General features: G+C 61.8%; 22 protein-coding genes and 1 pseudogene. 18 read left to right on the top strand and 5 right to left on the bottom strand.

All coding sequences use genetic code 11. The features are described 5' to 3' along the window. Nucleotides 1-43: 43 nt before the first annotated feature. Nucleotides 44-745, top strand: a complete 702-nt coding sequence (locus FA04_RS32765) for a FadR/GntR family transcriptional regulator (RefSeq protein ID WP_051659470.1) — start codon at nucleotides 44-46, stop codon at nucleotides 743-745. Nucleotides 746-794: 49 nt separating this feature from the next. On the opposite strand, the gene FA04_RS32760 is transcribed toward FA04_RS32765, so the two are convergent. Together FA04_RS32760 and FA04_RS32755 are read right to left on the bottom strand one after the other, a co-directional pair. Then, on the bottom strand, nucleotides 795-1,097 hold the full coding sequence (locus FA04_RS32760; RefSeq protein ID WP_034798984.1) for a putative quinol monooxygenase: 303 nt from the start codon (nucleotides 1,095-1,097) through the stop codon (nucleotides 795-797). Between the two features lie 307 nt (nucleotides 1,098-1,404). Continuing rightward, a complete protein-coding gene (locus tag FA04_RS32755) occupies nucleotides 1,405-2,319 on the bottom strand; it encodes a LysR family transcriptional regulator (protein WP_335669415.1) in 915 nt (304 codons plus the stop codon). A 35-nt stretch (nucleotides 2,320-2,354) separates the two neighbouring features. Between FA04_RS32755 and FA04_RS32750 the strand changes: the two genes are divergently transcribed. From FA04_RS32750 to FA04_RS36465, 4 genes are all read left to right on the top strand, one after another. Beyond that, nucleotides 2,355-3,140: an SDR family oxidoreductase gene (locus FA04_RS32750; protein ID WP_034798980.1), complete on the top strand. Its 786-nt coding sequence runs from the start codon at nucleotides 2,355-2,357 to the stop codon at nucleotides 3,138-3,140. 15 nt (nucleotides 3,141-3,155) lie between these two features. Next, nucleotides 3,156-3,863 carry a ribonuclease activity regulator RraA gene (locus FA04_RS32745; protein WP_034798978.1) on the top strand — a complete coding sequence of 236 codons (708 nt, stop codon included), beginning with the start codon at nucleotides 3,156-3,158 and terminating at the stop codon, nucleotides 3,861-3,863. After that, the gene (locus FA04_RS32740) at nucleotides 3,860-4,786 is read left to right on the top strand and encodes a dihydrodipicolinate synthase family protein (protein ID WP_034798976.1); all 927 of its coding nucleotides are present in this window, start codon (nucleotides 3,860-3,862) and stop codon (nucleotides 4,784-4,786) included. The genes FA04_RS32745 and FA04_RS32740 overlap by 4 nt, the downstream gene beginning before the upstream one ends. Nucleotides 4,787-4,958: 172 nt before the next feature. Then, complete coding sequence (locus FA04_RS36465; RefSeq protein WP_257785210.1) at nucleotides 4,959-5,081, top strand: hypothetical protein; 123 nt, start codon at nucleotides 4,959-4,961, stop codon at nucleotides 5,079-5,081. A 124-nt stretch (nucleotides 5,082-5,205) separates the two neighbouring features. Here the strand turns inward: FA04_RS36465 and FA04_RS32735 are convergent, their stop codons facing one another. Continuing rightward, nucleotides 5,206-6,639: an aldehyde dehydrogenase family protein gene (locus FA04_RS32735; RefSeq protein ID WP_064817076.1), complete on the bottom strand. Its 1,434-nt coding sequence runs from the start codon at nucleotides 6,637-6,639 to the stop codon at nucleotides 5,206-5,208. A 220-nt stretch (nucleotides 6,640-6,859) separates the two neighbouring features. On the opposite strand from FA04_RS32735, the gene FA04_RS32730 reads away from it, so the two are divergent. From FA04_RS32730 to FA04_RS32695, 8 genes are all read left to right on the top strand, one after another. Then, nucleotides 6,860-7,894, top strand: a complete 1,035-nt coding sequence (locus tag FA04_RS32730) for an ABC transporter substrate-binding protein (protein WP_034796052.1) — start codon at nucleotides 6,860-6,862, stop codon at nucleotides 7,892-7,894. A 4-nt stretch (nucleotides 7,895-7,898) separates the two neighbouring features. Continuing rightward, nucleotides 7,899-8,702, top strand: a complete 804-nt coding sequence (locus FA04_RS32725) for an ABC transporter ATP-binding protein (protein WP_034796056.1) — start codon at nucleotides 7,899-7,901, stop codon at nucleotides 8,700-8,702. Continuing rightward, nucleotides 8,702-9,538, top strand: coding sequence for an ABC transporter permease (locus FA04_RS32720; RefSeq protein WP_034796058.1), 837 nt, complete (start codon nucleotides 8,702-8,704; stop codon nucleotides 9,536-9,538). Before FA04_RS32725 ends, FA04_RS32720 begins: the two co-directional genes overlap by 1 nt. 112 nt (nucleotides 9,539-9,650) lie before the next feature. Continuing rightward, a complete protein-coding gene (locus FA04_RS32715; protein ID WP_034796075.1) occupies nucleotides 9,651-11,006 on the top strand; it encodes an FAD-dependent oxidoreductase in 1,356 nt (451 codons plus the stop codon). Beyond that, nucleotides 11,003-12,160, top strand: a complete 1,158-nt coding sequence (locus FA04_RS32710) for a CaiB/BaiF CoA transferase family protein (RefSeq protein ID WP_034796079.1) — start codon at nucleotides 11,003-11,005, stop codon at nucleotides 12,158-12,160. The genes FA04_RS32715 and FA04_RS32710 overlap by 4 nt, the downstream gene beginning before the upstream one ends. Next, nucleotides 12,157-12,930: an enoyl-CoA hydratase-related protein gene (locus FA04_RS32705; RefSeq protein ID WP_034796082.1), complete on the top strand. Its 774-nt coding sequence runs from the start codon at nucleotides 12,157-12,159 to the stop codon at nucleotides 12,928-12,930. Before FA04_RS32710 ends, FA04_RS32705 begins: the two co-directional genes overlap by 4 nt. Before the next feature lie 43 nt (nucleotides 12,931-12,973). Continuing rightward, nucleotides 12,974-13,897 (top strand): LysR family transcriptional regulator, encoded by a 924-nt coding sequence (locus FA04_RS32700; RefSeq protein WP_034796085.1) that lies wholly within the window; start codon nucleotides 12,974-12,976, stop codon nucleotides 13,895-13,897. Nucleotides 13,898-13,965: 68 nt separating this feature from the next. After that, nucleotides 13,966-15,291, top strand: coding sequence for an amidohydrolase family protein (locus tag FA04_RS32695; RefSeq protein WP_335669437.1), 1,326 nt, complete (start codon nucleotides 13,966-13,968; stop codon nucleotides 15,289-15,291). Nucleotides 15,292-15,347: 56 nt separating this feature from the next. Here the strand turns inward: FA04_RS32695 and fdxA are convergent, their stop codons facing one another. Continuing rightward, nucleotides 15,348-15,686, bottom strand: a complete 339-nt coding sequence (gene fdxA, locus FA04_RS32690) for a ferredoxin (RefSeq protein ID WP_034796100.1) — start codon at nucleotides 15,684-15,686, stop codon at nucleotides 15,348-15,350. A 464-nt stretch (nucleotides 15,687-16,150) separates the two neighbouring features. Between fdxA and FA04_RS32685 the strand changes: the two genes are divergently transcribed. From FA04_RS32685 to FA04_RS32665, 5 genes and pseudogenes are all read left to right on the top strand, one after another. Next, on the top strand, nucleotides 16,151-16,996 hold the full coding sequence (locus FA04_RS32685; protein WP_034796116.1) for a type IV toxin-antitoxin system AbiEi family antitoxin domain-containing protein: 846 nt from the start codon (nucleotides 16,151-16,153) through the stop codon (nucleotides 16,994-16,996). Next, nucleotides 16,986-17,902 (top strand): annotated as a pseudogene (locus FA04_RS32680) (nucleotidyl transferase AbiEii/AbiGii toxin family protein). Before FA04_RS32685 ends, FA04_RS32680 begins: the two are co-directional and overlap by 11 nt. A gap of 772 nt (nucleotides 17,903-18,674) precedes the next feature. Beyond that, nucleotides 18,675-20,801 carry an OmpA family protein gene (locus tag FA04_RS32675; protein WP_034796119.1) on the top strand — a complete coding sequence of 709 codons (2,127 nt, stop codon included), beginning with the start codon at nucleotides 18,675-18,677 and terminating at the stop codon, nucleotides 20,799-20,801. A gap of 332 nt (nucleotides 20,802-21,133) precedes the next feature. Continuing rightward, complete coding sequence (locus FA04_RS32670) at nucleotides 21,134-22,162, top strand: four-carbon acid sugar kinase family protein (protein ID WP_034796123.1); 1,029 nt, start codon at nucleotides 21,134-21,136, stop codon at nucleotides 22,160-22,162. Between the two features lie 3 nt (nucleotides 22,163-22,165). Further along, nucleotides 22,166-22,867 (top strand): FadR/GntR family transcriptional regulator, encoded by a 702-nt coding sequence (locus tag FA04_RS32665; RefSeq protein ID WP_034796126.1) that lies wholly within the window; start codon nucleotides 22,166-22,168, stop codon nucleotides 22,865-22,867. A 58-nt stretch (nucleotides 22,868-22,925) separates the two neighbouring features. Here the strand turns inward: FA04_RS32665 and FA04_RS32660 are convergent, their stop codons facing one another. Then, complete coding sequence (locus tag FA04_RS32660) at nucleotides 22,926-24,044, bottom strand: iron-containing alcohol dehydrogenase (RefSeq protein WP_034796128.1); 1,119 nt, start codon at nucleotides 24,042-24,044, stop codon at nucleotides 22,926-22,928. Between the last annotated feature and the right edge of the window lie 3 nt (nucleotides 24,045-24,047).

Raw genomic sequence — 24,047 nt, 5'->3', positions numbered from 1 at the left:
GACCGGCTATGAACGGGGCGGAGATGCAATGGAGAGAGTGGGCATGAAGGCAATCGCTCGGGAGGATCGCGGCCTGCCTGCTCGCATCGCAGGCGATATTGGCCGCCGCATCACGCTCGGCGAGCTGAAGGTTGGCGATACCCTGCCCAAGGAAGCCGACATGCTGGCGACGCTCGGCGTCAGCCGCACGACGTTGCGCGAAGCGCTGAAGATCCTGTCGACCAAGGGCTTCATTGAGGCAAAGCCCCGCCTCGGGACACGCGTGCGGGCGGCCGAACACTGGAACACCCTCGATCCCGTCGTGCTTTCGTGGCAAAGTGACGCGGAGGATCAGGCAACGCTTGCCGAAGAACTGTTCGAGCTCCGCCTGTCGATCGAACCGCTTGCTGCACGCCTTGCCGCCAGACGCGGATCTGCGGCCGAGCATGCAGAGATTCGGGCCGCTTTCGCACGAATGGCGGAAGGCGGCGCTCGTGTCGAAGACGCGATCGAGGCTGATATCGCCTTTCACCTCAACATCTTTCAATCCGCGCACAACCGCTTCCTCTTGCCGGTTGCTTCCGTCATTCGGGCAGCGCTCTCCATCAGCATCCCGAAGACGATGGCGGCTACAGGCGGTTTCGGCCAATCCCTGGCCCAGCATGAGGCGATCCTCGTCGCGATCGAAGAACGCGACGAGGACAAGGCATTCGAACGCGCTGCAGCGTTGATCGCGTCGACCTACAAGCGCAATTTCGCCTCCTAACCAGTTGCTCCGGCGATACCGCCCGCAAGTTCGAGATCGTCACCGCGGCTCACGGGGAGACCTGATCCAAGAAAATCAGGCGCAGAGGTTCTTCAAGGAGGGTATCGATTTCGGTCGCGAAGGCTTGAAAATGGGGTGTTGCGAAGTGCGCGTCGAGCGCAAGCTGGTCGGCGAAAGCTTCGCGCATGTAGAAGGTACCGGGCTCATCTCGCAGCTCGAACAAGACATAGTCGAGGTTGCCGGGTTCTGCCCGCGTTGGAGCGATGAGACCAAGCAGGCCTTGCCGGAGGGCCTCGCGTTGGTGCGGTTTGGCCTTCAAAATCGCGATGGAGATTACCTTTTGTGTGGTCATGACGGTTCCTTGCGTCGGGCGCTGGTGCGAACGATCTCGGGGTGGTTCTGCGGGTTGGTGGCGTGTGAACGGGTTTGAAATGCCGTGGGCCGATCGAGGTACATACTCATCTAGGAGCCCGGATCGACCAAGAGTGACGATAGTGCGGTGCAGCCCGGTCCGATAATCCGTCACGGACAGAAATGTTATTTCGGAGTTGGCGAATAATCTGTGCTCGCGTTGCCGGATCGCCGGCCTCGGTTCCGGCGGCAGGCCGCTGCTTAGAGCAAATCTCCTAGAACTCGACCGCCGACGTGCCCCTCGTTTTCTATGATCGGATGGCGTCGAGGACGATCTCTATCAGTCGGCCAGACGGTGCGTTGCGTGGCCTGAGCAAACCGATCTCACGGCTCGGCGCGTTCGGCAGCGGTAGCCGCGCGACGCGCAGCTTGTCGAAGAGCGGCGAGCGCCAGTCGGGCATCAGCGACACGCCGAGCCCAGCCTCAACCATCATCGATATGGCTTCCAGTGAATCGAGCTCCAGCCACTCTCGAGGGAGAATTCGCTGGGTTTGAAGGTAGGTATCGGCCAGTCGGCCACCCCAGTTGCTTCTGTCGTATCGAATGAACGGTTGCTCGCGAAGCAGGCGGTCGACAGGGGTCTCTGAAAGGTCCGGGGGGGCCAGGAGTACGAACCGTTCCGACCGGATGAGGTCCCAGTTGAGCGTCTTTGGAATGGGGAAGGGCGGTTTGACAAGGATTGCCGCGTCGATCTTCTCTTCAGCGACACTGTTATAGAGTTCGGCCGACGTTCCCGGCAGCAGGAAGATGTCGATGCCCGGCGTCCTGTCGAAAACCCGCCGCAAGGCGTTCGGAAGCAGGCCGGTCAGAACCGTCGAGATGGCTCCCAGACGGAGTTCTCCGAATGCCTGGTCGTCGCGCGCCACGCCTTTCAACTGCCTGACTTCGGCCAGAACGCGCCGGCTCTTTTCCAGGATTGCGACGCCCGCTTCGGTTGGCTTCACCCGCCGGCCTGATCGCGCAAGAAGAGGCAGTCCGATCTCGTCTTCCAACGCCTGGATCCGTTGCGCGACCGCCGCTGGCGTGACGCCCATGCGGCGTGATGCCTCGGCGAGCGAGCCATGCTGGACCACCGCCAGAAAGGTTTCGAGAAAGCGCGTTTCCATCGTTATTTTTACTATCGTCTGAAGGGATAAAAAGGAAGGTTTTTCTTCCGTTTCCACCTTGGCATAGTGCCGTCAAACAACAGGAGGAAGAGTTGGATCTTCAGTTGAACAGCAAGACGGCGCTCGTATTCGGCGCCGGTGGTGGGCTTGGCGGCGCGATCGCCAGGTCGCTCGCGGCAGAAGGCGTTTCCGTCGTTGTCGCCGACATCCACGAGGAAAGCGCCACGGCGACGGCAGAGGCAATCAGCGGCGCAGGCGGCAAGGCCATTCCGCTCGTTTGGGATATCGGCGACCTTTCCCTGATCGGTCAGAAGCTCGATGCCATAAAGGCTGCGTTCGGACCGGTCGACATCCTTGTCAACAACACCGGGGGGCCGCCGCCAACGCCCGCCGCCGGACAGCCGCCCGACGATTGGTCGAAATATTTCGACCTCATGGTTCGCTCGGTGATCGCGGTCACCGATGCGGTGCTTCCGGGTATGCGCGAGCGCAAATGGGGACGCATCATTACCTCGACGTCCTCCGGCGTCGTCGTGCCGATTGCAAATCTCGGGATATCGAACAGCCTGCGCCTGGCCTTGGTCGGCTGGTCGAAGACCCTGGCGCGTGAGGTTGGTCGCGACGGTATCACCGCAAACATCGTACTGCCGGGGCGTATTGCCACCGGGCGGATCGTCTTTCTGGACGAACAGAAGGCCAAGCGCGAGAAGCGCCCCGTCGCCGAGGTCACGGCTGAAAGCACCGCGTCGATCCCGGTCGGCCGCTACGGCGATCCGAAGGAATATGGCGACACCGTCAGCTTCCTTGCGAGCCCCCGCGCATCCTATATCACCGGCTCAGTCATCCGTGTCGATGGCGGGCTGATCAACAGCATCTGATGTGCGAGGTTTCTAATGACACTTGAGCCTCACGTCGTTGAAACTCTGACGAGCGTCTCCACCGCGACGCTCACCACGGTTCTCCTCAAAAAAGGGCTTCGCAACACCTGGCTGCGCGGCACGAAACCACTGAAGCCCGGCCAGGGACGGGTTGTCGGCAAGGCCTTTACGCTGCGGTTCATTCCTGCCCGGGAAGACCTCGCCACGCCTGCGAGCTGGGCGTCGCCAATCTCCACGCGGGCGGCGATCGAAGTGATGCCAGAGGGCTGCGTCGCCGTTGCCGATGCAGTGGGCGTCAGTGATGCCGGCATCTTCGGCGACATCCTGTGTGCCCGCATGGCGAAACGCAAAGTTGCCGGCCTCGTTACCGACGGCGTGATGCGGGACGCCGAGGGGGTGCTGGCGAGCGGCATGAAGGTGTGGTGCAATGGTGTTGCGGCACCGCCTTCAGTCGCAGGCTTGACCTTCGTTGGATGGCAGGAGCCGATCAATTGCGGCGGCGTCGCCGTTCTGCCTGATGATATTGTCGTCGTCGACGACGACGGCGCAGTCCTGATCCCGGCCGCGCTTCTCGAAGAGGTGCTCGCTGAGGCACCCGAGCAGGAGCGTATGGAAGCCTGGATCATGAGTGAAGTGGATCGGGGTGTGCCGCTTCCCGGTCTTTACCCGATGACCGCTGAAACGAAGGCCCGGTACGAGGCCTGGAAGGAAAGCCAGAAATGACGTTCAGCACGCAATCCAAGGGCGTCTACGCCATTGCGACGACACCGTTCTTCGAGGACGGCTCGATCGATTTCAATTCGATCGACAAGTTGACAGACTTTTATGAGGAGAGCGGTTGCACCGGCGTCACGATCCTTGGGATCATGGGCGAGGCCCCGAAGCTCGAACCGGAGGAAAGCAGAGCCATCGTCAAGCGGGTGGTCTCCCGGTCGAAGATTCCTGTCATCGTCGGGGTATCCGCTCCAGGTTTTGCCAGCATGCGCTCGCTGGCGCGTGACTCGATGGAGATGGGTGCTGCCGGCGTCATGATCGCTCCGCCACCTGCGCTGCGCACGGATGATCAGATCGTCAACTATTTCGCAGGTGCGGTGGAAGCGGTCGGCCAAGATGTGCCGTGGGTTTTGCAGGACTATCCGCTGACCCTCACTGTTGTCATGGCGCCTGGCGTCATCGCGAAGATAATCGCCAACCATTCGTCCTGCCTGATGCTGAAGCACGAGGACTGGCCCGGTCTTGAGAAAATATCAAAGTTGCGCGCCATGCAGAAGGCGGGCGAACTTCGCGAATTTTCCATCCTGTGCGGCAATGGCGGCCTCTTCCTCGACTTTGAGCCGGAGCGCGGTGCCGATGGTGCCATGACCGGCTACGGTTTTCCGGACATGCTTACCGAACTGATGGAGCTTTCTGCGGCCGGGAAAAGGGATGAAGCGCACGATCTATTCGACGCGCACCTGCCGTTGATCCGTTACGAGCAGCAGCTCGGGATAGGCCTTGCCATTCGCAAGCACGTTCTGAAGCGTCGCGGCGTTATCGCCACCGACGCGCAACGCAAGCCAGCCCAGATGCTGACCCCGACAGCGCGGGCGGAAGTGGACTATCTGCTTGCCCGTCTCGCGAGATACGACAGGCGAGCTGCTTTCTAGGCCGCTTCTTCTCCCCGGGGCTCCCGTCCGTCTCTGATCTGAAGCGGCGGACGGGTTTTTAAAGGTCGTTCCCGTTCTGCGACTTGTCATTGCGGTCTGTGCTCGCGCTCGCGCGCCTGATACTCTGACCTTGCCGATTGTCGATACACCTGTTTCAGAACGAGGTTTGACGATGCAGGGCCAGGAAACCTTCCTTGAAAGAACGTTGCGTATCGGTGTGACCGTTGTGATCGCGATCCTGCTTGCGGCGATCCAGTACGTGGTGTCTTCGCGAGGCCTCTATCCCGTTCTCTGAGAGAAAATCGCGACCTTCTGAGCTGGCGGCCTCGGCAATTATCCTTGCGGCCTGATCTGTATATCGAAACAGCCCCGCCGCCCAACACCGAGATGGATGTTGGACGCCGGGGCTTGTCTCACATTTAAGCGAGCGTGTAGGCCGTCTTGACGGTGGTGTAGAACTCGGCGGCGTAGCGCCCCTGCTCGCGTGAGCCGTGGGACGAGCCCTTGCGGCCGCCGAAGGGCACGTGGAAGTCGACGCCCGCCGTCGGCAGGTTGACCATCACCATGCCGGCGTCGGCATTGCGCTTGAAATGGGTCGCGTGCTTGAGGCTGGTGGTGGCAATGCCCGAGGACAGACCGAAGGGCGTGTCGTTGGCGACAGTGAGCGCCTCATCGTAGTCCTTGACGCGGATGACGGATGCGACCGGCCCGAAGATCTCTTCCCGAGAAATGCGCATCGCGTTCGTCGCTTCGGTAAACAGCGCCGGCTGCAGGTAGAAGCCGGGCGTGTCGCGCTTCAGAAGCTCGCCGCCGAAGGCAAGCTTGGCGCCTTCCTGGCGGCCGATGGCGATATAGTCGGTGTCCTGGTTGAGCTGGCTCTCATCGACCACCGGACCGATCTGGGTGCCGGCCTTCAAGGCGTCGTCGATCACAAGCCCCTTCATCCGTTCGCCCATGGCCCCCACGAAGCGATCGTGAATGCCCTCGGTGACGATGAGGCGCGAAGATGCGGTGCAGCGCTGGCCGGTCGAGAAGAAGGCGGAATTGACCGCCGCCTCGACCGCGACCGCAAGATCGGCGTCGTCAAGTACGACGAACGGGTTCTTGCCGCCCATCTCCAGCTGGTATTTGCGATTGTGTTCGACGGAGGCGAGCGCCACGCGTTTTCCCGTGCCGGTCGAGCCGGTGAAGGTGATGGCGTGAATGTCCGGGCTGTCGAGCATGGCCTGGCCGACGACCGAGCCCTTGCCCATCACGAGGTTCAAGACGCCCTTCGGCAGGCCGGCACGGTGAAGAATGTCGACGATCGCCCAGGAACTGCCGGGCACCAGTTCGGCCGGCTTGAAGACGACGGTGTTGCCGTAGCAAAGCGCCGGCGCGATCTTCCAGGCGGGAATGGCGATCGGGAAGTTCCAGGGCGTGATGATGCCGACGACACCGATCGGCTCGCGGGTGATCTCGACGCCGATATTGGGTCTTGCCGACGGCAGCACTTCGCCCGCCAACCGCAGGCACTCGCCGGCGAAGAAGTCGAAGATCTGGCCGGCGCGCACCGTCTCGCCGATGCCTTCGGCCAAGGTCTTGCCTTCCTCACGCGACAAGAGCTTTCCGAGTTCGTCCTTGCGGGCAAGGATCTCGTCGGCGGTCTTCCTCAGGATCGCGTGGCGCTCGAGGATACCGGAGCGCGACCAGGCCGGAAACGCCGCCTTGGCGGCAGCGATCGCTGCGCGCGCATCCTCGGCTGACGCGCGGGCGTATTCGCCGACCACGTCGTTGGTATCGGACGGGTTGATGTTGCGGAACGCTTCGCTACCGGCGATCCATTCCCCATCGATCAGGTTTTTCTGCACCATATCTATCCTCCGCGGCGCTCACACTTTGATCATGTCTCTGCTTATCGGATGCGATGGATCCGGCAGAAAGAACAATCTTTCGACCCCGTCATTGCCAAAACGGCAAACCTAAATTCCGACCCGAGCGTTGCCGTATCGGCAATGCCAACCGCTAAAAATTGTGCTTTATGAGATGCCAAATTCCATCATCATCGCTCCCATAACAAGCAAGGGGAACGATATGTCTCGTTTTATGATGAACCGCCGAGGTTTCCTTTCGAATGCGGCCGCAATGGGCGCGATTGCCGCAACTCATAGCCTCATCAATGTTTCACCAGGCCTTGCGGCCGATTCCGCGACGATACGCATGCAGCTCGGTTGGCTGCCATCGAACGGGCTTCTCGGAGAGCTCGTGGCCCGCAAGAAGGGTTACTACGCCGAGAAGAGCATAGAGCTCGAAATCGTGCCCGGCGGACCGAATGTCGATGGTGTTGCGGGTGTTGCCGTTGGCCAGTCGACCATCGGTCAGATTTCCTCCAGCCCGTCAGTCATGCTGGCTCGTTCGGCCGGCGCACCGATCAAGGCATTCGCCGCCGGCTACCAAAAACATCCCTTCGCCTATTTCTCTCGCAAGGCAAATCCGATCGCCAAGCCTCAGGACATGATTGGCAAGACGATCGCCGCGATCCCGACCTCGGTCATTCTTCTGCGCGCGCTTCTCGCCAAGAACGGCATATCGGAAGACCAGGTCAAGATCGTCAACATGGGCTCGGACATGAACCAGCTCGTGACCGGCCAGGCCGATGCGGTCTGTGGCTGGCTGACGAACGTCAACGCCCTGAAAGTGCTTGGGGATGACCGGGTCGATCTGACGCTCTGGGATGGCGGTATCCGGCTTTATGCCAACGTCTACTATACCACCGACGACCAGTTGCAAAATCACGCGGACCAGCTCGCAGCCTTCGTATCCGGTTCGGCGCGCGGGTGGGGTTATGCCCGCGACCATCAGGAAGAGGCCGTCGACATCCTGCTTGAATCCTACCCCAACCTCGACAAGGCGAGCGAGCTGGAGGCCATCGGACCGCTGATGAAGTTCGTGTTCAACGAAACCACCGCGAGCGAGGGTTGGGGAGGCATGGACCAGGCAAACTGGGCGGAGCAAATCAAGACATATGCGGACCTCGGCCAGTTCACAGGTCCGGTTCCCAACGTCGATGACGTCTACACAATGGCAATCCTGGATGCGACGGCCGATGTCCGCAAGAGCGTAGGATAAGGCGATGTTGGAAACGCTTATCAGACCCGGCCAGGCTTCGCTCGGCAACGCCGCGGTGTCGGTGAAGAACCTTCACATTCGCTTTGGCGCGGATGATTCAGGCTTCACCGCACTCTCCGATGTCTCGGTCGAGATACCGGCCGGCTCGCTCGTGACCATGCTCGGCCCATCCGGCTGCGGCAAGTCGACTTTGCTGCGTACCGTCGCGGATCTCGTGCACATCACCGACGGTTCGGTGTCCGTCCATGGCCAGACACCGCGCAAGGCGCGCGAGGGGCGCGATTTCGCCTTCGTCTTCCAGGAAGCGACGCTGCTGCCGTGGCGCAATGTGATCGACAATGTACGTCTCCCGCTGCTGGTGGGAAAACGCGAACCGGGCGCGACCTATGCCGATCCGGAAGAGCTTCTCGCCCTCGTGGGCTTGAAGGGGCGCGAGAAGGCGATGCCGCACGAATTGTCGGGCGGCCAGCGCCAGCGCGTGGCGATCGCCCGGGCACTGGTGACCCGCCCGCGTATTCTCTTGATGGACGAGCCTTTCGGCGCGCTCGACGAGATCACGCGCGACAAGCTGAACGAAGAACTGCTGCGCCTCTGGCAGGAAACCGGCACGACGATCCTCTTCGTCACCCATTCGATCCCCGAGGCCGTCTTCCTCGGTCAACATGTGCTGATGCTCGCCGCCCATCCCGGCCGCGTCAAAGAGTTCATGAAAGTCGACTTGCCCTATCCGCGAACTCTCGCGATGCGCGACACGGTCGAGTTCATCCAGGTGACCGCCCACCTGCGCAAACTTTTGGGAGAATGCTGATGGCGAATGCCCTTCCTTCACAGGCGGAAGGCCGCGCTTTGACCGACGGCAACCGGTTCCGGATACTCGATGGTCTTGCCGCTGCGATCCTGCGACATCTTCCGGCGACACTCGCGATCCTTGGCTGCATCCTTTTGTGGCAACTCGTCGTCTGGGGTTTTTCGGTGCCGACCTTCATGGCGCCCGGACCGGTCGACGTCATCAAGGCCTTCGGCGAAAACGCCGGCGTGCTCTGGACGAACTTCTGGCCGACGCTCATGGAGGCCGTTCTCGGTTTTATCTTCGGCAATGTCATCGCCGTCCTTCTGGCGGTCTGGTTCGTCTATAGCCCGCTCGCGGAACGCGCCTTCTATCCGATCGCCGTCATCATCAAGTCGATCCCGATCATCGCGCTTGCCCCGATCCTGGTGCTGCTTGTCGGCAACGGCATCGCGCCGAAGATCATCATCGCCGGCCTGATCTGCTTCTTCCCGACGCTGGTCAACATGGTGCAGGGACTGAAGTCGGCGAGCCCCGCAATGCTCGACCTGATGCGCATCCTGTCTGCCAGCAATTCCGAAATCTTCTGGAAGGTTCGCCTGCCGGGCTCGCTGCCCTTTCTGTTCGCCGCGCTGAAGATTGCGGCAACCAGCAGCGTGATGGGCGCGATCGTCGCCGAATGGATCGGCTCCAGCTACGGTCTCGGTGCGCTGATCATCGAGGCGACCTACAATTTCCGCTCGCCGCTGCTTTACGCGACGGTGGTGATTGCGGCCTCGCTTGCCGTGGTTCTCTTCTTTGCCGTCTCCTACGCGGAATCGAAGATCGTCCGCTGGAAACCGACGACAGACCACTGACCCCCAAACCCTTTGCTGCCGGACCTGGATAACCGGGTCCGGTCAACCGACGAAGTCACTGGCTGTGAGCTCCTCACATTTCGCCGGACACGTCCCCTATGGAGGAACGACCATGGAAACAATCAGAGAACCCCTGCGCAATGCCCGGATCGTCGACCGCTCGGACGTCGTCGTCGTCGGCGGTGGACCGGCTGGGATCTCCGCCGCGGTTTCGGCGGCACGCACCGGAGCCAGCGTCACGCTTATCGAACGCTATCCCTATGTCGGTGGCCTTGCCGCAGGCGGTATGGTTCTGGTGCTCGACGACATGGTCAACGGCGTCGAAATCACCGTGCGTGGCATCTGCATGGAAATGATCGAACGGATGAAGACGCTCGGCCTTTGCGTCACGCCGACGGATGGCGACCGCCAGCTCGATATTCGCGATACGCCGGAAGCCTGGCAAAGATGGGCGCGCTGGGGCCTGTTCGACTTCCACACGCCGTCTGCGCCGCACCCGATCTGCTATGCGGCCGCCTTCGATCCGGACGCCTTCAAGCGCGTCTCCTACGACATCCTGCGCGAATCCGGCGTGAAGCTGAGGACCCATAGCTGGTTCTCCTCGGCGATCGTCGAGAACGGCACGATCAAGGGTGTGGTTTGCCAGACGAAATCCGGCCGCGAGGCCATCATGGGCGACGTCGTCATCGACGCCTCGGGCGACCTCGACGTCGCGGCCGATGCCGGCGCCCAGCATACGGACGGCAATTTCATCCTGACGACGGTTTCCCGCTGGGGGGGCATCGACACTGAAGCCGCCGAGCGCTTCGAATTCGAGGAACCCGAAAAGTTCAAGGCAATCGACCACGAGGCCAAGCGTCTGATTGGCGGTTGCTGGTCGTTCTGGTGGCTGAAGACCCCGCTGCCGGGCGTCATCTGGCTCAACTGCCCGCACATGCCGAAGCTCTCTGGCCTCCGTGTCGAAGACTTAACCTATGCGGAACTCGAGGGCCGTGGCCGCATTGCCCGCCTGCTCGACTTCGCCCGCGCCAACCTGCCGGGCTTCGAAAATGCCCATGTGATCGACTTTGCGCCGCAGACGGGCGTGCGCCAGTCGCGACTGCTCCAGGGCGAATATGTCGTCACCAAGGACGACGTGATGAACCGCCAGCACTTCACCGACACCGTGTGCCGTGGCCGCGACTACTACACGCCCTATAGGGCCATGCTGCCCAAGGAGGTCGATCAGTTGATCGTCGCAGGCCGGCATTATTCCGCGACCATTCAGGCGCAAAAATCGAGCCGCGAGATCCCGCCCTGCATGGCGATGGGCGAGGCGGCCGGTGTTGCCGCCACCGTCGCGCTCAATGCCGGCGTCAAGGTGCGAGACGCCGACGTCAAGGCGATCCAGAAGCAGCTGCGGGCGCAGGGCGCCGATCCCGGCGACGTACCATCCGAAAATGCAACCTATCTGGAGGCCGCAGAATGACGTCTCTTCCCCTCGACGGTATCCGCGTCGTCGACTTTACCCAGGTCATGCTTGGCCCGTGCTGCACGCAGATGCTGGCCGATTACGGCGCCGAGGTCATCAAGGTCGAAAAGGCCAAGATCGGCGACCTCTCGCGCTGGTCGCTGGGCTCCGACCCGGATGGCCTCAACAATCCGGTTTTCTCCTCGCTCAACCGCAACAAGAAGAGCCTTGCACTCGACCTCAAGCAGGACGAGGCGCGGGCAGCCGTCCGCGCGCTGATCGACACTGCCGACGTGGTCGTCAACAATTTCCGTCCTGACGTCATGGAGCGCATGGGTTTCGGCTATGAAGAGCTGAGGCGGACAAACCCACGGCTGATCTACGCCGTCGGCACGGGCTTCGGCCTTGAGGGTCCCTACCGGCACAAGGGCGGGCAGGACATCCTGGCGCAGGCGCTTTCGGGCGTCATGCGGCGCAAGTCCGACGCGAGCCATCCGCTGTCGATCTACGCGACGCCGCTTGCCGACTACTCGGCCGGCATGCACCTGGTGCAGGGCATTCTGCTTGCCTTGCTGCATCGCGAAAAGACCGGGCACGGCCAGCAAGTGGCGGTCAGCCTCTACAGTTCGATGCTCGCCATGCAGATGCAGGAAGGCACCACGCACATGATGCGGGAAAAGGACCTGAACTGGGGCGCCTTCCCGCTGACGGGCGTGTTCGAGACGACCGACGGCGCCATCGTCATGGTCGGTGCCTTCAAGCAGAATCCGCTGCGCGACATCTGCAATGCCCTTGAGATCGAGGACCTGTCCCTCCAGCCGCAATTTGTCGATTTCGACGCGCAGATGCAGCGCCGTCCGGATTTGCAGCAAATCTTCCGCGAGGCGTTCGCAAAAAACAGCAGCGCCCATTGGCTCGGCCGCTTGGAACAGGTGGACATTCTCTGCGCACCGGTACGCTCGCTTCCCGAAGCCCTTAACGACGAGCAGACGACGATCAACGGCATGATCCTGGACGCGGGAGAGACGAAGGCCGGTCCGATCCGGCTGGTTGGTTCGCCGATCGACATGTCGGCGGCGACCGTGACGGTTCGCATCGCGCCGCCGACGCTCGGCGAGCACAATGACGAGATCCTTTCGGGGCTTTCGGTTCGTCAGGGAGATGCGGCATGAGCGTCACCTTCGTGGTAGAGGATCGCGTCGCAAGCGTCACTCTCAACCGTCCCGAGCGGATGAACGCGGTGGATGCCGCAACCGAGCGCGAACTGGATGCGATCTGGGAGGAGATCGAAGCACGCGACGACATCAGCTGCGTCGTCTTGACGGGCGCCGGCGAACGGGCGTTCTGCGCCGGGGCGGATCTGAAGGGGGCTGAAAAGACCGGCCTTGATTACTGGACCGAAAGCCGGCCGAACGGCTTTGGAGGACTGGCCTTTCGCCGCTCTCTGGATGTTCCTGTCATCGCGAGGGTCAATGGCTATGCGCTCGGTGGTGGATTCGAGATGGTTCTCGGCTGCGATATCGTCATAGCTTCGACGGAGGCGGCCTTCGGCCTGCCCGAGGCTCGCGTCGGGCGCCTGCCGCTCGATGGCGGCATGGTGCTTCTTCAGCGCAGGATCCCGCACAACCTTGCCATGGGTGTGCTGTTGACCGGTCGGCGGTTCTCGGCCGCCGAGATGCACGCCTTTGGTATCGTCAACGAACTTGCCGAACCGGGCGAGCTCGACGCGGCCGTCTCCCGCTGGGTGAAGGAAATCGTCGCCTGTGCGCCGCTCTCGCTGCGCGCCATCAAGCAGACGGTCAATCGCACCGCACACCTGTCTCCGGCGGAAGCCCAGGGATTACGCACGCCCGCGCTTGTGAAGGCGCTGAACAGCGAGGATGCGCTGGAAGGTGTGCGCGCTTTTCAGGAGAAGCGCGCGCCCGTTTGGAGGGGACGGTGAGCGTGTTATAGGTCGGGGCCCAGGGGAGGAGGGGTCCAATCGAATGCACGCCAGCATCCTGAAATACTTCGTCTCGGTCGCTCGGTCCGGGTCCATTCGCAAGGCCTCCGAGGAGCTTCATGTCGCATCCTCGGCGGTCAGCCGGCAGATCAAGAAACTGGAGGACGAGCTTGGGATCGCGCTCTTCGAGCGGCTCTCGAATGGTCTGAGGCTGACTGTTGCCGGGGAAAACGTGCTGCGCCACGCCCGGGTGACGCTGGAAAATTTCGAACTGCTGCGCAGCGACCTCGGCGCCCTGCAGGGGAAAAAGACTGGTCGGGTGCAGATGTCCTGCCTCGATAGCCTGGCGATCCAATTCCTGCCGGACATGGTCAACGCGTTCCACAGTATCCATCCCGGCGTGAGCTTTCACATCCACACCGCCGGCCACGGCAATATCAGCAGCCTGGTCGCCGAGGGCGATGTCGATATGGGCCTGACCTTCGATCTGGCCCGGCCTGACGATACCGAGATGCTCTTTCGCGTGCCGATGCCGCTGATGGCCTTCGTCGGACGGGAACATCCGCTGGCCAAACAGCGGCAGGTTTCGCTTGCCGAATGCGCCCAGTACGACCTTCTCCTGCAACTCGACACGCAACCGATCCGCTCGCTCATCGAAATCGAACTCTCGGTCTTCGAGCGGACCGGGCGGCCTTTTGTTCTCTCGAACAGCCAGATGATGCTCAAACCTTTCATCCTGTCCGGTCAGGGCGTGGCTTTCTTCACGCCGATCGGTTTCCTCGCCGAGATCAGATCGGGCGATCTCGTCGCCATACCGCTTTCCGGCTCGCGCCTTCAGAACCTGCATGTCGGGATTCTGGTGCAGCGACGCCGGCAGCGCACGCATGCGGCGGAAGCCGTCATCGAATTTGTCGGCGCGGAACTGCAGAGGTTCAGCGACCAGATCATGGAGGCGATCCATCCGTGAATACAGCATCCGTTCCCGGGCGACTTCTCTTGCGACCGGGCCACGAGGCCGCAGGGCGCACGCAAAATCTGTTGGATCATTTGCCTGAGGGCGCCTCATGGACGACGATCCCGGCCGGTGCTTTGCTTATGCCGCCGCCCGTCAACGCCCATGACCATGGTTATGGCATCCGCACGCTCGATTTTGGCAACGCGGACGATGCCCTGGAAGTGTGGATCCCGGGACTTCGGCTTCGACCGCGAACCGAGCCCTATCTGGAAGCGCTGGTGGCCTTCTCAAGGTTGGCGCAAACGGGCGTCGGCGCGACCATGCATTGCCATAATTCTTTGAACATCGACCGTCTCGTCGACGAGGCAGGCGCGGTCATGCGCGCGGCGTGCGACGCAGGCATAAGGCTTGCGCTTTCCTGCCCGCTTCTCGACTACGATCCGTGGGCCTATGACGGCGGGCCTCAGCGATTGCGGCCATATCTTGATCCGGCAGACTGGGACGATCTCAGCGGCTCGATCCCGAGCTATGCGCCGCCATCGGTGCAGATCTCGGCAGCCGACGCGGTCGCTGCGGCCAACACAAGTCCGTTGATCGATGTGCAGTATGGTCCGATCGGGCCGCAATGGTGTTCCAATGCACTGCTCGAAGCGATCGCCGAGGCCTCTCACGCAACCGGCCGGCGCATTCACATGCATCTCCTTGAAAGCCCGAGGCAGAGGCAATGGCTGGATCGGCGCTTTCCGCAAGGGGTTGTCCGATACCTCGACGAGATCGGCTTCCTGTCGCCCCGCCTCGCCGTCGCCCACGGCGTCCAGCTGCGACCGGACGAGTTGGAGCTGCTGGCTGCGCGCGGCGTGCAGCTCGTTTCGAACCCGTCGGCGAATTTGCGCCTGCGATCAGGCGTGGCGCCGGTCGCCACCATTCCGCCAAGCGGCCCCGCTTTCGCGTTCGGCCTCGACGGAACGGGCTTTGACGATGACCAGGATCTCTGGCGCGAATTGCGCCTTGCCCATCTGCTGCATGGCGGCCGCGACCTGACGCGAACCTTTACGGCGGGACGTGTCTTCGATGCCGCGATCCATGTCGGCGCCAAGGTGGTGAACGCCCCGGCGAACGAAGACCTGGTGCTCGTGGACTATGCTGCGCTGGTTGCCGACAGCCTGATGGACGACCTGGATGAAGCGGAGGTGCTGCTTACCCGGATGACGGCCGCGCATGCAAAGGCGCTCTATGTCGGCGGACAGGAGATCCTGTGCGATGGACGGTTGACCCGGGTCGATTTCGAGGCTGCCCGGGCCGAACTCCTGCAGCAGGCGCGCGCTGACCTTCCGCGGCTGACCGCCGAGCGGGGACGCGTGACCAAACTGGCCGCGGCAACAAGGGCCTATTACGCCAGCTGGTGAGCGCGGCGACAAGGCGGTAGGCGTCACCCTCTGGTCTCCTATAGGGGGCGGACTTGCTAAGCGATCGCGGCTGCCTTCTCGAAGGCGGCAACGAAAGGATGGTCCTGCGTCGTGGAGCACTCCTTGCTCCAGCCGCCGGGCGACCCCATCCCCGTGACATCGGACCCGAAGAACTCCTTGTTCACAGCGATGAAGTGGCGCTGGTTGTTTGGTATCTCCTGATCCCAGGCAATGGCATCGACGGGACAGATCGAAAGACAGAGCCCGCAATTTATGCATTCGTCGGGGTGGATGTAGAAGGTGCGGCCACCCTCGTAAATGCAGTCCACAGGGCAGGCGGCGGTGCAGTCGCCATCCTTCACGTCGATGCAGGGTTCGGTAATGACATAGGCCATCTTGCGGATCTCTGAAGAGTTGTTTGCACGGCCAATTATTCAGAGTTTCCCTTGCCGAAGAAGCACAGATATTCGCAAGGTCGATTGCCAAAAAGGCAACGTCCGGGGCCCGTTCTCTCGTGGTTGGGCCTGTCGCCATGGCGAAGTGCTGCACAAGCGCGAGCCGTGGAGCGCGCGTGACCGCCCGAACGTAGAGAGAGCCGGCAATCCCGAATGCGAGCTCGGTTGAGAGGCGTCGGTGATCGCTGCGACAGTTATCGCGATCCGATCTCGTGGTGGCAACGGGACGAGAAGACAACAGGCCAACGATTCCCGGGCGCGTTGATTGCAGCTATCAAAAACCGAGAGAAAAAACGGACGACCCACTTTGGATGAGACGATTTTTGTCAATTTTCAATTGACATTTGCAGCTTTCATTAAAGTAGCAGTGGCGATAACTTTACAGACGCGCTACAATGTCAAACATGAGTGGACAAAGCGAGACAAAGCTAAAGCAGCTTCTCCAAGCCGTCCCACCTGGATTCCTGGTGGACACTGCGTGGATGGCTCGTCACGCCATCTCGCGACAATCGGTTTCGGGCTACGTCAAACGCGGTTGGTTGGAACCAGCATTGACGGGCCTCTATCGACGTCCATTTTCGCCAGACACGAACCCGGATGCCGTTACGGGATGGAAGATCCCTTTGCTTTCGGCCATATGGCTGATGCGGCACAAATTCCACGTTGGCGGGGCAAGTGCTCTCTCCCTGCGGGGCCATAGTCACTATCTCTCGCTCAGCGGCGAGTTCGTTCTTTGCCTCTACGGCTCCGACATTCCGTTGTGGCTGTCGAAAATGCATACCGATGCGCGGATCCTGACCAGAAGCGCCAATTTGTTTGGAGACGCGGCCCTCGGCGTTGAACATTCTGATTTCAATCTATCGGACGATGCCGACGGCGAGCTCGCCCTGAGCCCGTGGCGCTGGCCGATCCCGATGTCGTCTCCTGAACGCGCGATCATCGAAATGCTCGATGAGCTGCCAAAGAGCGAAAGCTTCCACACCGTCGACATGGCGTTCGAGAGCCTGGCCAATCTGCGCCCGAAGCTGCTGACAAGACTTCTGGCGGAGTGCCGAAGTGTAAAGACCAAGCGCCTCTTCTTCGTTTATGCAGACAAGCACGGGCACGCTTGGCGCAGGCACATCGACATGTCGGCGATCGATCTCGGCACGGGCGACCGAGCACTCACCCCAGGTGGTCGGCTTCACCCGGCTTACCGAATCACCATTCCAGACGAGCTGATGCCAAATGAGACGCCCCGTGGCGCGTGAGCAATATATGCGGCAAGTGGAACTCCTGGTGAAGACCCTTCCTTTCATTGCACGTCAGGAAACCTTCGCCCTTAAAGGTGGCACGGCGATCAACCTCTTCTACCGCGACATGCCACGACTATCAGTCGATATTGATCTGACCTATCTCCCGATCGAGGATCGCGAGACGACGCTGAAAGGTATCGACACCACACTCGAGCAAATCCGCACGATCTACTGCGAAACCTCCGGGGTGTCACGGTGCAGAGGATAGCCGGCGGAGGCAACAACGACACGCGCGTCCTCGTCCGGCAAGGAGGCGCCGAAATCAAGATCGAGACCTCGCCGGTCGCCAGAGGGACGGTCCACCCGCCTGAACTACGACGCGTGAGCGAAGCGGTCGAAGACGAATTCGGCTTTGCGGAAATGAAGGTCGTTTCGTTCGAGGACCTTTTCGGCGGCAAGCTGCATGCAGCTGTCGACCGCCAGCATCCACGTGACTTGTTCGACGTGAAGCTGCTGTATGAGAATGAAGGTCTGACAGATGCGTTGTTTCACACGTTCCTCGTTTATGTCGCAAGCTCCGGCCGACCGCCGCACGAATTGGTGCGTCCCTCGCTCGTGAAGCTCGACGAGGCTTTCGTAAAAGAGTTCGAGGGCATGACATCGGAAGCAGTCAGCCTTAACGAGTTGGAAGGGGTGAGGAACCGATTGACCGGCGATATTCTCGCAAGGCTGGATGAAAAGGCCATGCGGTTCCTTCTAACGCTCCATGACGGCGAGCCCGATTTCGACGCGATCGGCCTTCCACAGGCAGCGGATCTTCCGGCTGTCCGCTGGAAGGTCCTCAACCTCGTAAAGCTGAAGGAACAGAACCCCGCGAAACACCTTAAACAGCGCCGTGAAATACTGGGCATTCTTTCTTAAATCTGGCCCAGCGGTTCTGGGTACCTCACATCGCCGACATGCCTCACATGCCCAAGCCCAGTCCCTTCTTCAGCCCACACGTGAGTTCATAGGCCCGGCTCAACTCCGCCCGGTGTCCTATTGACAAGGCTGGCGACGTCCTTGATGCGATCGACTACAGCCGGATCTTTCAACCCCAGACGATCGAGCTCCTAATTGAAACTTCCCGGATCCGAACTGCCAAGACGTCGCTCAAGAGCGCGGGCCAGGGCCTTGGCCTCTTCCAGCACCTGGCGGCCTTCCGGCGTGCCGGAGAGCCCCGCGAGCAATGGTGGCGGCGGAGAGAGTTTTTTGCCGATACCACTTCATCCAGGATCAACAGGACGGACGTCTGCTCCGCCGATGGGGCGATCGAACCCCAGCATGCCCAATGCCGCCTCGCGCCTCTACTGAACGGCAATCCGGATCGGCCAGCGTCGCGGCTGGCGGCCGCTCAAGTGGATCGCCACGACCGACAGCCATCTTAGTGATCACGGCTGCTCGTACACCTGGCCGATACTCCTCATTTTTGCCTTTCCGTTTCCCGGGACCGGCCGCCCGACCCTGCAGTTGGCAGTTTCGCAACAGGGTCTGCTGGGCGGAACCGTTTGTTCGCTGCTGCGTTGGGACTAGCCTTTGACTGCCACAAAAGTCGGAGGCTCGGGTGATGGCCCCGCTTGTGCCGCGTCGTAAGGCGCGCCGTTCGTACAGCGCCAACGGGCGCTGGGGTCTCCCAGTAACAGGAGTGAAAATCATGTCGATGCCTTCCAAACTTTTCGCAACGGTGGCCCTTCCAGTCTTCGCCGCATCATTCGTGATACAGCCGGCGCTGGCCGAGAACCTGAGGGTGCCGTTCCAGGTCGCTCAGGAAGGCGTCGACCAGCAGTCGCCCGAGGATTTACTGCTGCTCAAGAAGCGCAAGAAGCAGCAGGACGGGGGGGAAGGGCAGGTAGAACAGCAGCAACCGCAGGCCGAGGAGCCGCAGCGCCAGGCAGAAGAGCCGTCTCGCAAGAAGCGCAAGCAACAGGCTGAGGAACAGCAGCCCGGTACCGAGGAAAGCGCGCCACGGAAGGCTGAAGAACAGCAGGCGCCCGAACGCAAGAAGCGCAAGCAGCAGGCAGAAGAACAGCAACCCGCCATCGAGAAAGGCGCTCCGCGGCAGGCTGAAGAGCAACAGGCGCCTCAGCGCAAGAAGCGCAAGCAACAGGCTGAAGAACAGCAGCCCGGTACCGAGGAAAGCGCGCCACGGAAGGCTGAAGAACAACAGGCTCCCGAACGCAAGAAGCGCAAGCAGCAGGCAGAAGAACAGCAACCCGCCATAGAGGAAGGCGCTCCGCGGCAGGCTGAGGAACAACAAGCACCTGAACGCAAGAAGCGCAAAGAGCAGGCAGAAGGACAGCAACCCGCTATAGATGAGAGCACTCCGCAGAACGCTGGGGAAGCGCAGGTACCGGTGCCCAAGAAGCGCAAGCAGCAAACTGAACGTCAGCAGCCGGAAGAGCAAAAGCTGGCGCCACAGACCGGTGAGAGTGAGCCGCAGCCCGTTCCAGGGTCTGAACAGCCCGTGACGGCCGAACAGCGCCAGAGTGAGGAGCCTCAGGCCAAGCCTGCACCTGTTGTCGTCGACAAGCGCACGAAGGCAGACAAGCGAAAGATCGCCCAGGATCCGGCAGCGACCGACGAAACCATTGTGCTTCCGGTCGATAACGGCGCGGCCGTGCTCGACAGTGACAAGGACGCCGACAAGTCCGGCGGCAACCAGGGGCGCGAGGCTCGGCGCAAGCAGCGCGAAGAATTGCGCGTCCAGGGGAACATAGCGCCACCGACGGATGACGCCGCGGCCCAGGCTGAAATCCCGGCCGACGTGCGGCAGACGGCCGCGCAGAGGATCGAGGCCGGGATCAAGGAGGAAGGTCGACGCGTTGACGCGGTGCCAGCATTCGCGGTGCCGGACACGACGAACATCGTCAACAATACCGTCATCAACAACAGGACTGTCAACAGCACGACGAACAATGATGTGACCGAGGTGCGCGTCGTCGAGAGGCTCGACGATCGTGTCGTCCTTGGCGTCGGCGACCAGATCTTCGTGCGTGGCGACGATCGTCCGCGCCTGCGCCACGGCGCGCGGGAGGCGTACTACGACGAGCTTCCGCGCGGCCGCGTGCGTGAAACGATCGTGCGCCCGGGCGGCTACCGGATCGTCACCGTCTATGACCGTTACGGTGACGTCTTGCAGCGCTCGCGCGTCGACAGCGATGGCAACGAGTATGTGTTGATGTACGCGCCGGACTATCAGGACGAAAGGCGCCCGGCGATCGTCGACGTCGGTTATGACCTGCCGCCGATGCGCCTGACGATCCCGGTCGATGACTACATCGTCGACTATTCGCAGGAGCCGGATCGAGATTACTACGCGTTTCTGTCCGAACCGCCGGTCGAGCGCGTGGAGCGTGTCTATTCCATCGATGAAGTCCGCAATTCCGCCCGTCTCCGTGACAAGGTCCGGCGCATCGATCTCGACACGATCCATTTCGAAACCGGCAGCGCCGAAGTGTCGATGTCACAGGCAAAGACGCTGCGAACGGTCGCCGACGCCATGCAGAAGGTGCTCGGCAAGGATCCCGGTGAAACCTTCTTCATCGAGGGGCACACGGACGCTGTCGGTTCCGACCGGTCGAACCTCGTCCTCTCCGACGAGCGTGCCGAGTCCGTCGCGGTCCTCCTGACGGAAGTCTACGGCATCCCGGCGGAGAACCTGGTGACGCAAGGCTACGGCGAGCGTTTCCTCAAGATCAGTACGCCCGAGCCGGCGGAAGATAACCGCCGCGTGACCATCCGACGCGTGACGCCACTGGTACGCCCAGTCGCACAGCGATAACGCTCGCGACGTCCAGCCACCATGCGTTCGCGACGGCGCCCGGGAAGCTCAGTGTTGTTCGGTCCGATGACGTGGCGCCCTTAGACGAGAGCGGCGAAAACCGTCGCAGTCCTCGTGATCGAGGCTTATGGCATCGCGGCCTGAAACCTGCCGTTGCCATCCTATTGCGAGCGCTTCCTGAAAATCGGCGCACGGAAGCCCAAGGACGAGAACCGATGCCTAACATCGGTCGCGGCAGAGTGCGCCTAATTTGTAATTTCTTTCCAAAAAATATTGACATTTCAATATAAAATGGACAATTAAAGATAACAACAAATCGTCTGGATTTTGAGATGCTCGTCATTGTCGCTGATGATCTGACCGGCGCTCTGGATGCCGCGGCGCCCTTTGCCGCGAGGGGCTTTTATGTCGAAGTCGCTTTGGCGCCCGAAGCGATCGATGATGTCCTGAAAACGGGGCCGGACGTGGTTTCGGTCAATCTCGGATCGCGAGAACGCAGCCCCGCATCCGCCCGGCAACGAACAGTTGCCACGCTCGCTGCGCTGCCTTCGGGTTCGCGCATCTTCAAGAAGGTCGACTCCCGTCTTAAGGGCAACATCGTCGCCGAACTCGACGCAATGTCTTTCGGATCGGCGCTCGTGGCGCCCGCCATCCCGGCCTTCGGTCGGGTTGTCATGTCCGGCAGCGTGCAAGGCTTCGGAGTAGATGTGCCCATCTCCGTTGCCGAGAAGCTCGGCCGGCATGCGGCCAAGGCCATCATCCCGGACGTATCCACTGAAGCCGAGATGCGCGCCTTGCTTGAGAATGCGGAAAGAAGTGGTACGGATCTGCTGATTGGAGCGCGCGGTCTGGCCGAGGCGCTTGCCGAACGGATGAGTGGCGGTCAACAACCGCGGGCTGCCCAGGTGATTGCCGGTAGGGCTTTGTTCGTCATTGGGTCCCGAGACCCGATTACCCTTGCCCAGATCGACACGCTTCGCAACGACCTTGCCTTATCCTATTTGCCCGCGCCCAACGGGCGGCTTTCGGCCGCAGACGACACCGGCGGCGCAATCACGCTCGTTCAGGCGGTGCCGGGTGAAGGGGAGGTGACGCCGGAGGCCGTTTCCGAGGCGCTTGCCGAGAGCGTCTGTCCGGGCCTTGTCGAACGGGCAGGGACGCTGCTTCTGTCCGGCGGCGCAACTGGAGAGGCAGTTTTGAGGAAAATGGGCATCCAGCGTTTTCGCCTGCTGGGCGAGTGCCTGCCCGGCCTGGGCTTGGCTGAGGTCGATGGACGTTGCATCATTGCCAAGTCCGGCGGATTCGGCGCGCCGGATACGCTTAAGGAAATCGCGGAGGCTGTCCTTCGCAAGATGGGATGACGGATGGGACTGGAGAACGGAACAGCACGCAAGAGCCTCGGCGATCTCGTCTTTGAGCGCATGCACCGTGCGATCAAGTCCGGCGCCTACAAGCCGGACGAGCGCTTGCCGACCGAGCACGAACTGGCAAGTGAATTCGAGGTTTCGCGTCCGATCATTCGAGAGGCGTTGCGCCGGCTGCGCGAGCAGGGTTTCATCTATTCACGCCGCGGCGCCGGCAGTTTCGTTCGTGCCGTCGGCATGCGTGAGCCGCTGGGCTTCGGACAACTGGAAAACGTCGCCGATCTTCTGAACTGCTACGAGTTCCGATTGACGGTCGAGCCGGCTGCCGCGCAGGCTGCTGCCGAGCGGCATGACGCGGCCAGCTTGTCCGCCATCCGCCAGGCGTTGGAACTGATGCGGGACGCCACCAACCGGCAATCGCACCGGGAGGATGCGGACTTCCAGTTTCATCTTGCGATCGCACGTGCGGCCCAGAACAGCTATTTTTTCACGGCAATGGAAGCGCTCAAGGATCACATCGCGGTCGGGATGCGGTTTCATGGCGCCTCGGTCAAACGGGAGACGACCGGGCTGACGCGCGTTTTCGGGGAGCACGAAGCGATCGCGGAAGCGATTGCCGCGCGTGAAGGCGTAAAGGCGAGACAACTCATGCATGACCACCTTTCCGGATCCCGCGAACGTCTGTTCCAAGCGACCAAGTAATCGACAAAGCAAAAACCCCGGCAGACGCCGGGGTTTTGTTTTTTGCATGGTCTATGGATCAAAAGGCTGCCTTGTAGACGGCAAGCACGTCCTCCACACTCATATCGCTCGGGTTGTTGTCCATGAGCCTTCGGTTGGCATGGGCCTCGCTTGCATAAAGCGGCAAGTCGTCGGCACTTGCGCCGTGAGCGGCAAGCGACATCTCGATGCCGAGATCACGGCAGAAGCCACGGGCAGCGCCCAGGAGTTCCTGGGAGGAGAGATCTTCGCCGAGACCGAGCGCCCTTGCGACTTCTGCCGTCTTGGCCGCGGCAACCGGTTGGTTGAAGGCGAGCACATGCGGAAAGATGATGGCGTTTGCCAATCCGTGGGGCAGGCGAAGCCGCGTTCCGAGCGGATAGGCGATGGCATGGCCAGCCGCGGTATTGACCGGCCCAAGGCAGATGCCGCCGTAGTAGGAAGCAAGCATCATCCCTTCTCGCGCCTCGGTATCGGCTCCATCCCTGACTGCGCGGGCGAGATGTTTGCCCACGAGCTTGAAGCCCATTCGGGCAAAGCCGTCGATCATCGGATGGGCGCGGCGATTGGTGAAGGCTTCCACGCAATGGGCCATGGCGTCGACGCCGGTGGCGGCGGTTACCGCCGGCGGCACGGAATAGGTGAGTTCCGGATCGAGAACAGCCAGGTCGGCAATCATGTGCGCGCTTTCGACCGCGATCTTGTTTCCCTTGGCCGGGTCGGTGATGAGCGAGCGGATCCCGGCTTCCGAGCCGGTGCCGGCGGTCGTTGCGACCTGAGCCAGGCGGGTGTTGCGGCCGAGTACGCGGTTTGGCCCGGCGACATCGGCAAGCGTCTGCTCGGAGTCCCAAAGCACGGCGACAAGCTTGGCGACGTCGAGCACCGATCCGCCCCCAAGGCCGACGATGAGGTCCGGGCTGTTTTGGCGCGCGAAGTCGAGTGCGGCATCGAGCGTGTCGACATCGGGTTCGCCCGGGATGGCGTCGAACACCGTAACGCGGCCGGAAAGCTTCAGGCGGTCGACGAAGCCTGCGGTGATCGGCGTGGCGATGACGAGCACTGAACGGGCATCGGCCGCCCAGGCGCCGACCTCTGCGATTGTGCCGGCGCCGACGGCGAGGCGGCGCGGCTGATAAAGGGTGATGGGAGCGATGGTCATGGT

This window comes from Ensifer adhaerens (assembly GCF_000697965.2).
Lineage (GTDB): Bacteria > Pseudomonadota > Alphaproteobacteria > Rhizobiales > Rhizobiaceae > Ensifer > Ensifer adhaerens.
The sequence above is the reverse complement of the archived record's forward strand: the minus strand, read 5'-3'. Positions and strand labels throughout refer to the sequence as shown.

What these genes read in the sequence shown, in the direction of transcription:
- FA04_RS32660 (WP_034796128.1), bottom strand. Translation starts at nt 24,044, where the DNA reads ATGACCATCGCTCCCATCACCCTTTATCAGCCGCGCCGCCTCGCCGTC.
- FA04_RS32765 (WP_051659470.1), top strand. Translation starts at nt 44, where the DNA reads ATGAAGGCAATCGCTCGGGAGGATCGCGGCCTGCCTGCTCGCATCGCA.
- FA04_RS32725 (WP_034796056.1), top strand. Translation starts at nt 7,899, where the DNA reads ATGTTGGAAACGCTTATCAGACCCGGCCAGGCTTCGCTCGGCAACGCC.
- FA04_RS36465 (WP_257785210.1), top strand. Translation starts at nt 4,959, where the DNA reads ATGCAGGGCCAGGAAACCTTCCTTGAAAGAACGTTGCGTATCGGTGTG.
- FA04_RS32735 (WP_064817076.1), bottom strand. Translation starts at nt 6,639, where the DNA reads ATGGTGCAGAAAAACCTGATCGATGGGGAATGGATCGCCGGTAGCGAA.
- FA04_RS32720 (WP_034796058.1), top strand. Translation starts at nt 8,702, where the DNA reads ATGGCGAATGCCCTTCCTTCACAGGCGGAAGGCCGCGCTTTGACCGAC.
- fdxA (WP_034796100.1), bottom strand. Translation starts at nt 15,686, where the DNA reads ATGGCCTATGTCATTACCGAACCCTGCATCGACGTGAAGGATGGCGAC.
- FA04_RS32675 (WP_034796119.1), top strand. Translation starts at nt 18,675, where the DNA reads ATGTCGATGCCTTCCAAACTTTTCGCAACGGTGGCCCTTCCAGTCTTC.
- FA04_RS32670 (WP_034796123.1), top strand. Translation starts at nt 21,134, where the DNA reads ATGCTCGTCATTGTCGCTGATGATCTGACCGGCGCTCTGGATGCCGCG.
- FA04_RS32715 (WP_034796075.1), top strand. Translation starts at nt 9,651, where the DNA reads ATGGAAACAATCAGAGAACCCCTGCGCAATGCCCGGATCGTCGACCGC.
- FA04_RS32730 (WP_034796052.1), top strand. Translation starts at nt 6,860, where the DNA reads ATGTCTCGTTTTATGATGAACCGCCGAGGTTTCCTTTCGAATGCGGCC.
- FA04_RS32700 (WP_034796085.1), top strand. Translation starts at nt 12,974, where the DNA reads ATGCACGCCAGCATCCTGAAATACTTCGTCTCGGTCGCTCGGTCCGGG.
- FA04_RS32685 (WP_034796116.1), top strand. Translation starts at nt 16,151, where the DNA reads ATGAGTGGACAAAGCGAGACAAAGCTAAAGCAGCTTCTCCAAGCCGTC.
- FA04_RS32760 (WP_034798984.1), bottom strand. Translation starts at nt 1,097, where the DNA reads ATGACCACACAAAAGGTAATCTCCATCGCGATTTTGAAGGCCAAACCG.
- FA04_RS32740 (WP_034798976.1), top strand. Translation starts at nt 3,860, where the DNA reads ATGACGTTCAGCACGCAATCCAAGGGCGTCTACGCCATTGCGACGACA.
- FA04_RS32745 (WP_034798978.1), top strand. Translation starts at nt 3,156, where the DNA reads ATGACACTTGAGCCTCACGTCGTTGAAACTCTGACGAGCGTCTCCACC.
- FA04_RS32665 (WP_034796126.1), top strand. Translation starts at nt 22,166, where the DNA reads ATGGGACTGGAGAACGGAACAGCACGCAAGAGCCTCGGCGATCTCGTC.
- FA04_RS32710 (WP_034796079.1), top strand. Translation starts at nt 11,003, where the DNA reads ATGACGTCTCTTCCCCTCGACGGTATCCGCGTCGTCGACTTTACCCAG.
- FA04_RS32705 (WP_034796082.1), top strand. Translation starts at nt 12,157, where the DNA reads ATGAGCGTCACCTTCGTGGTAGAGGATCGCGTCGCAAGCGTCACTCTC.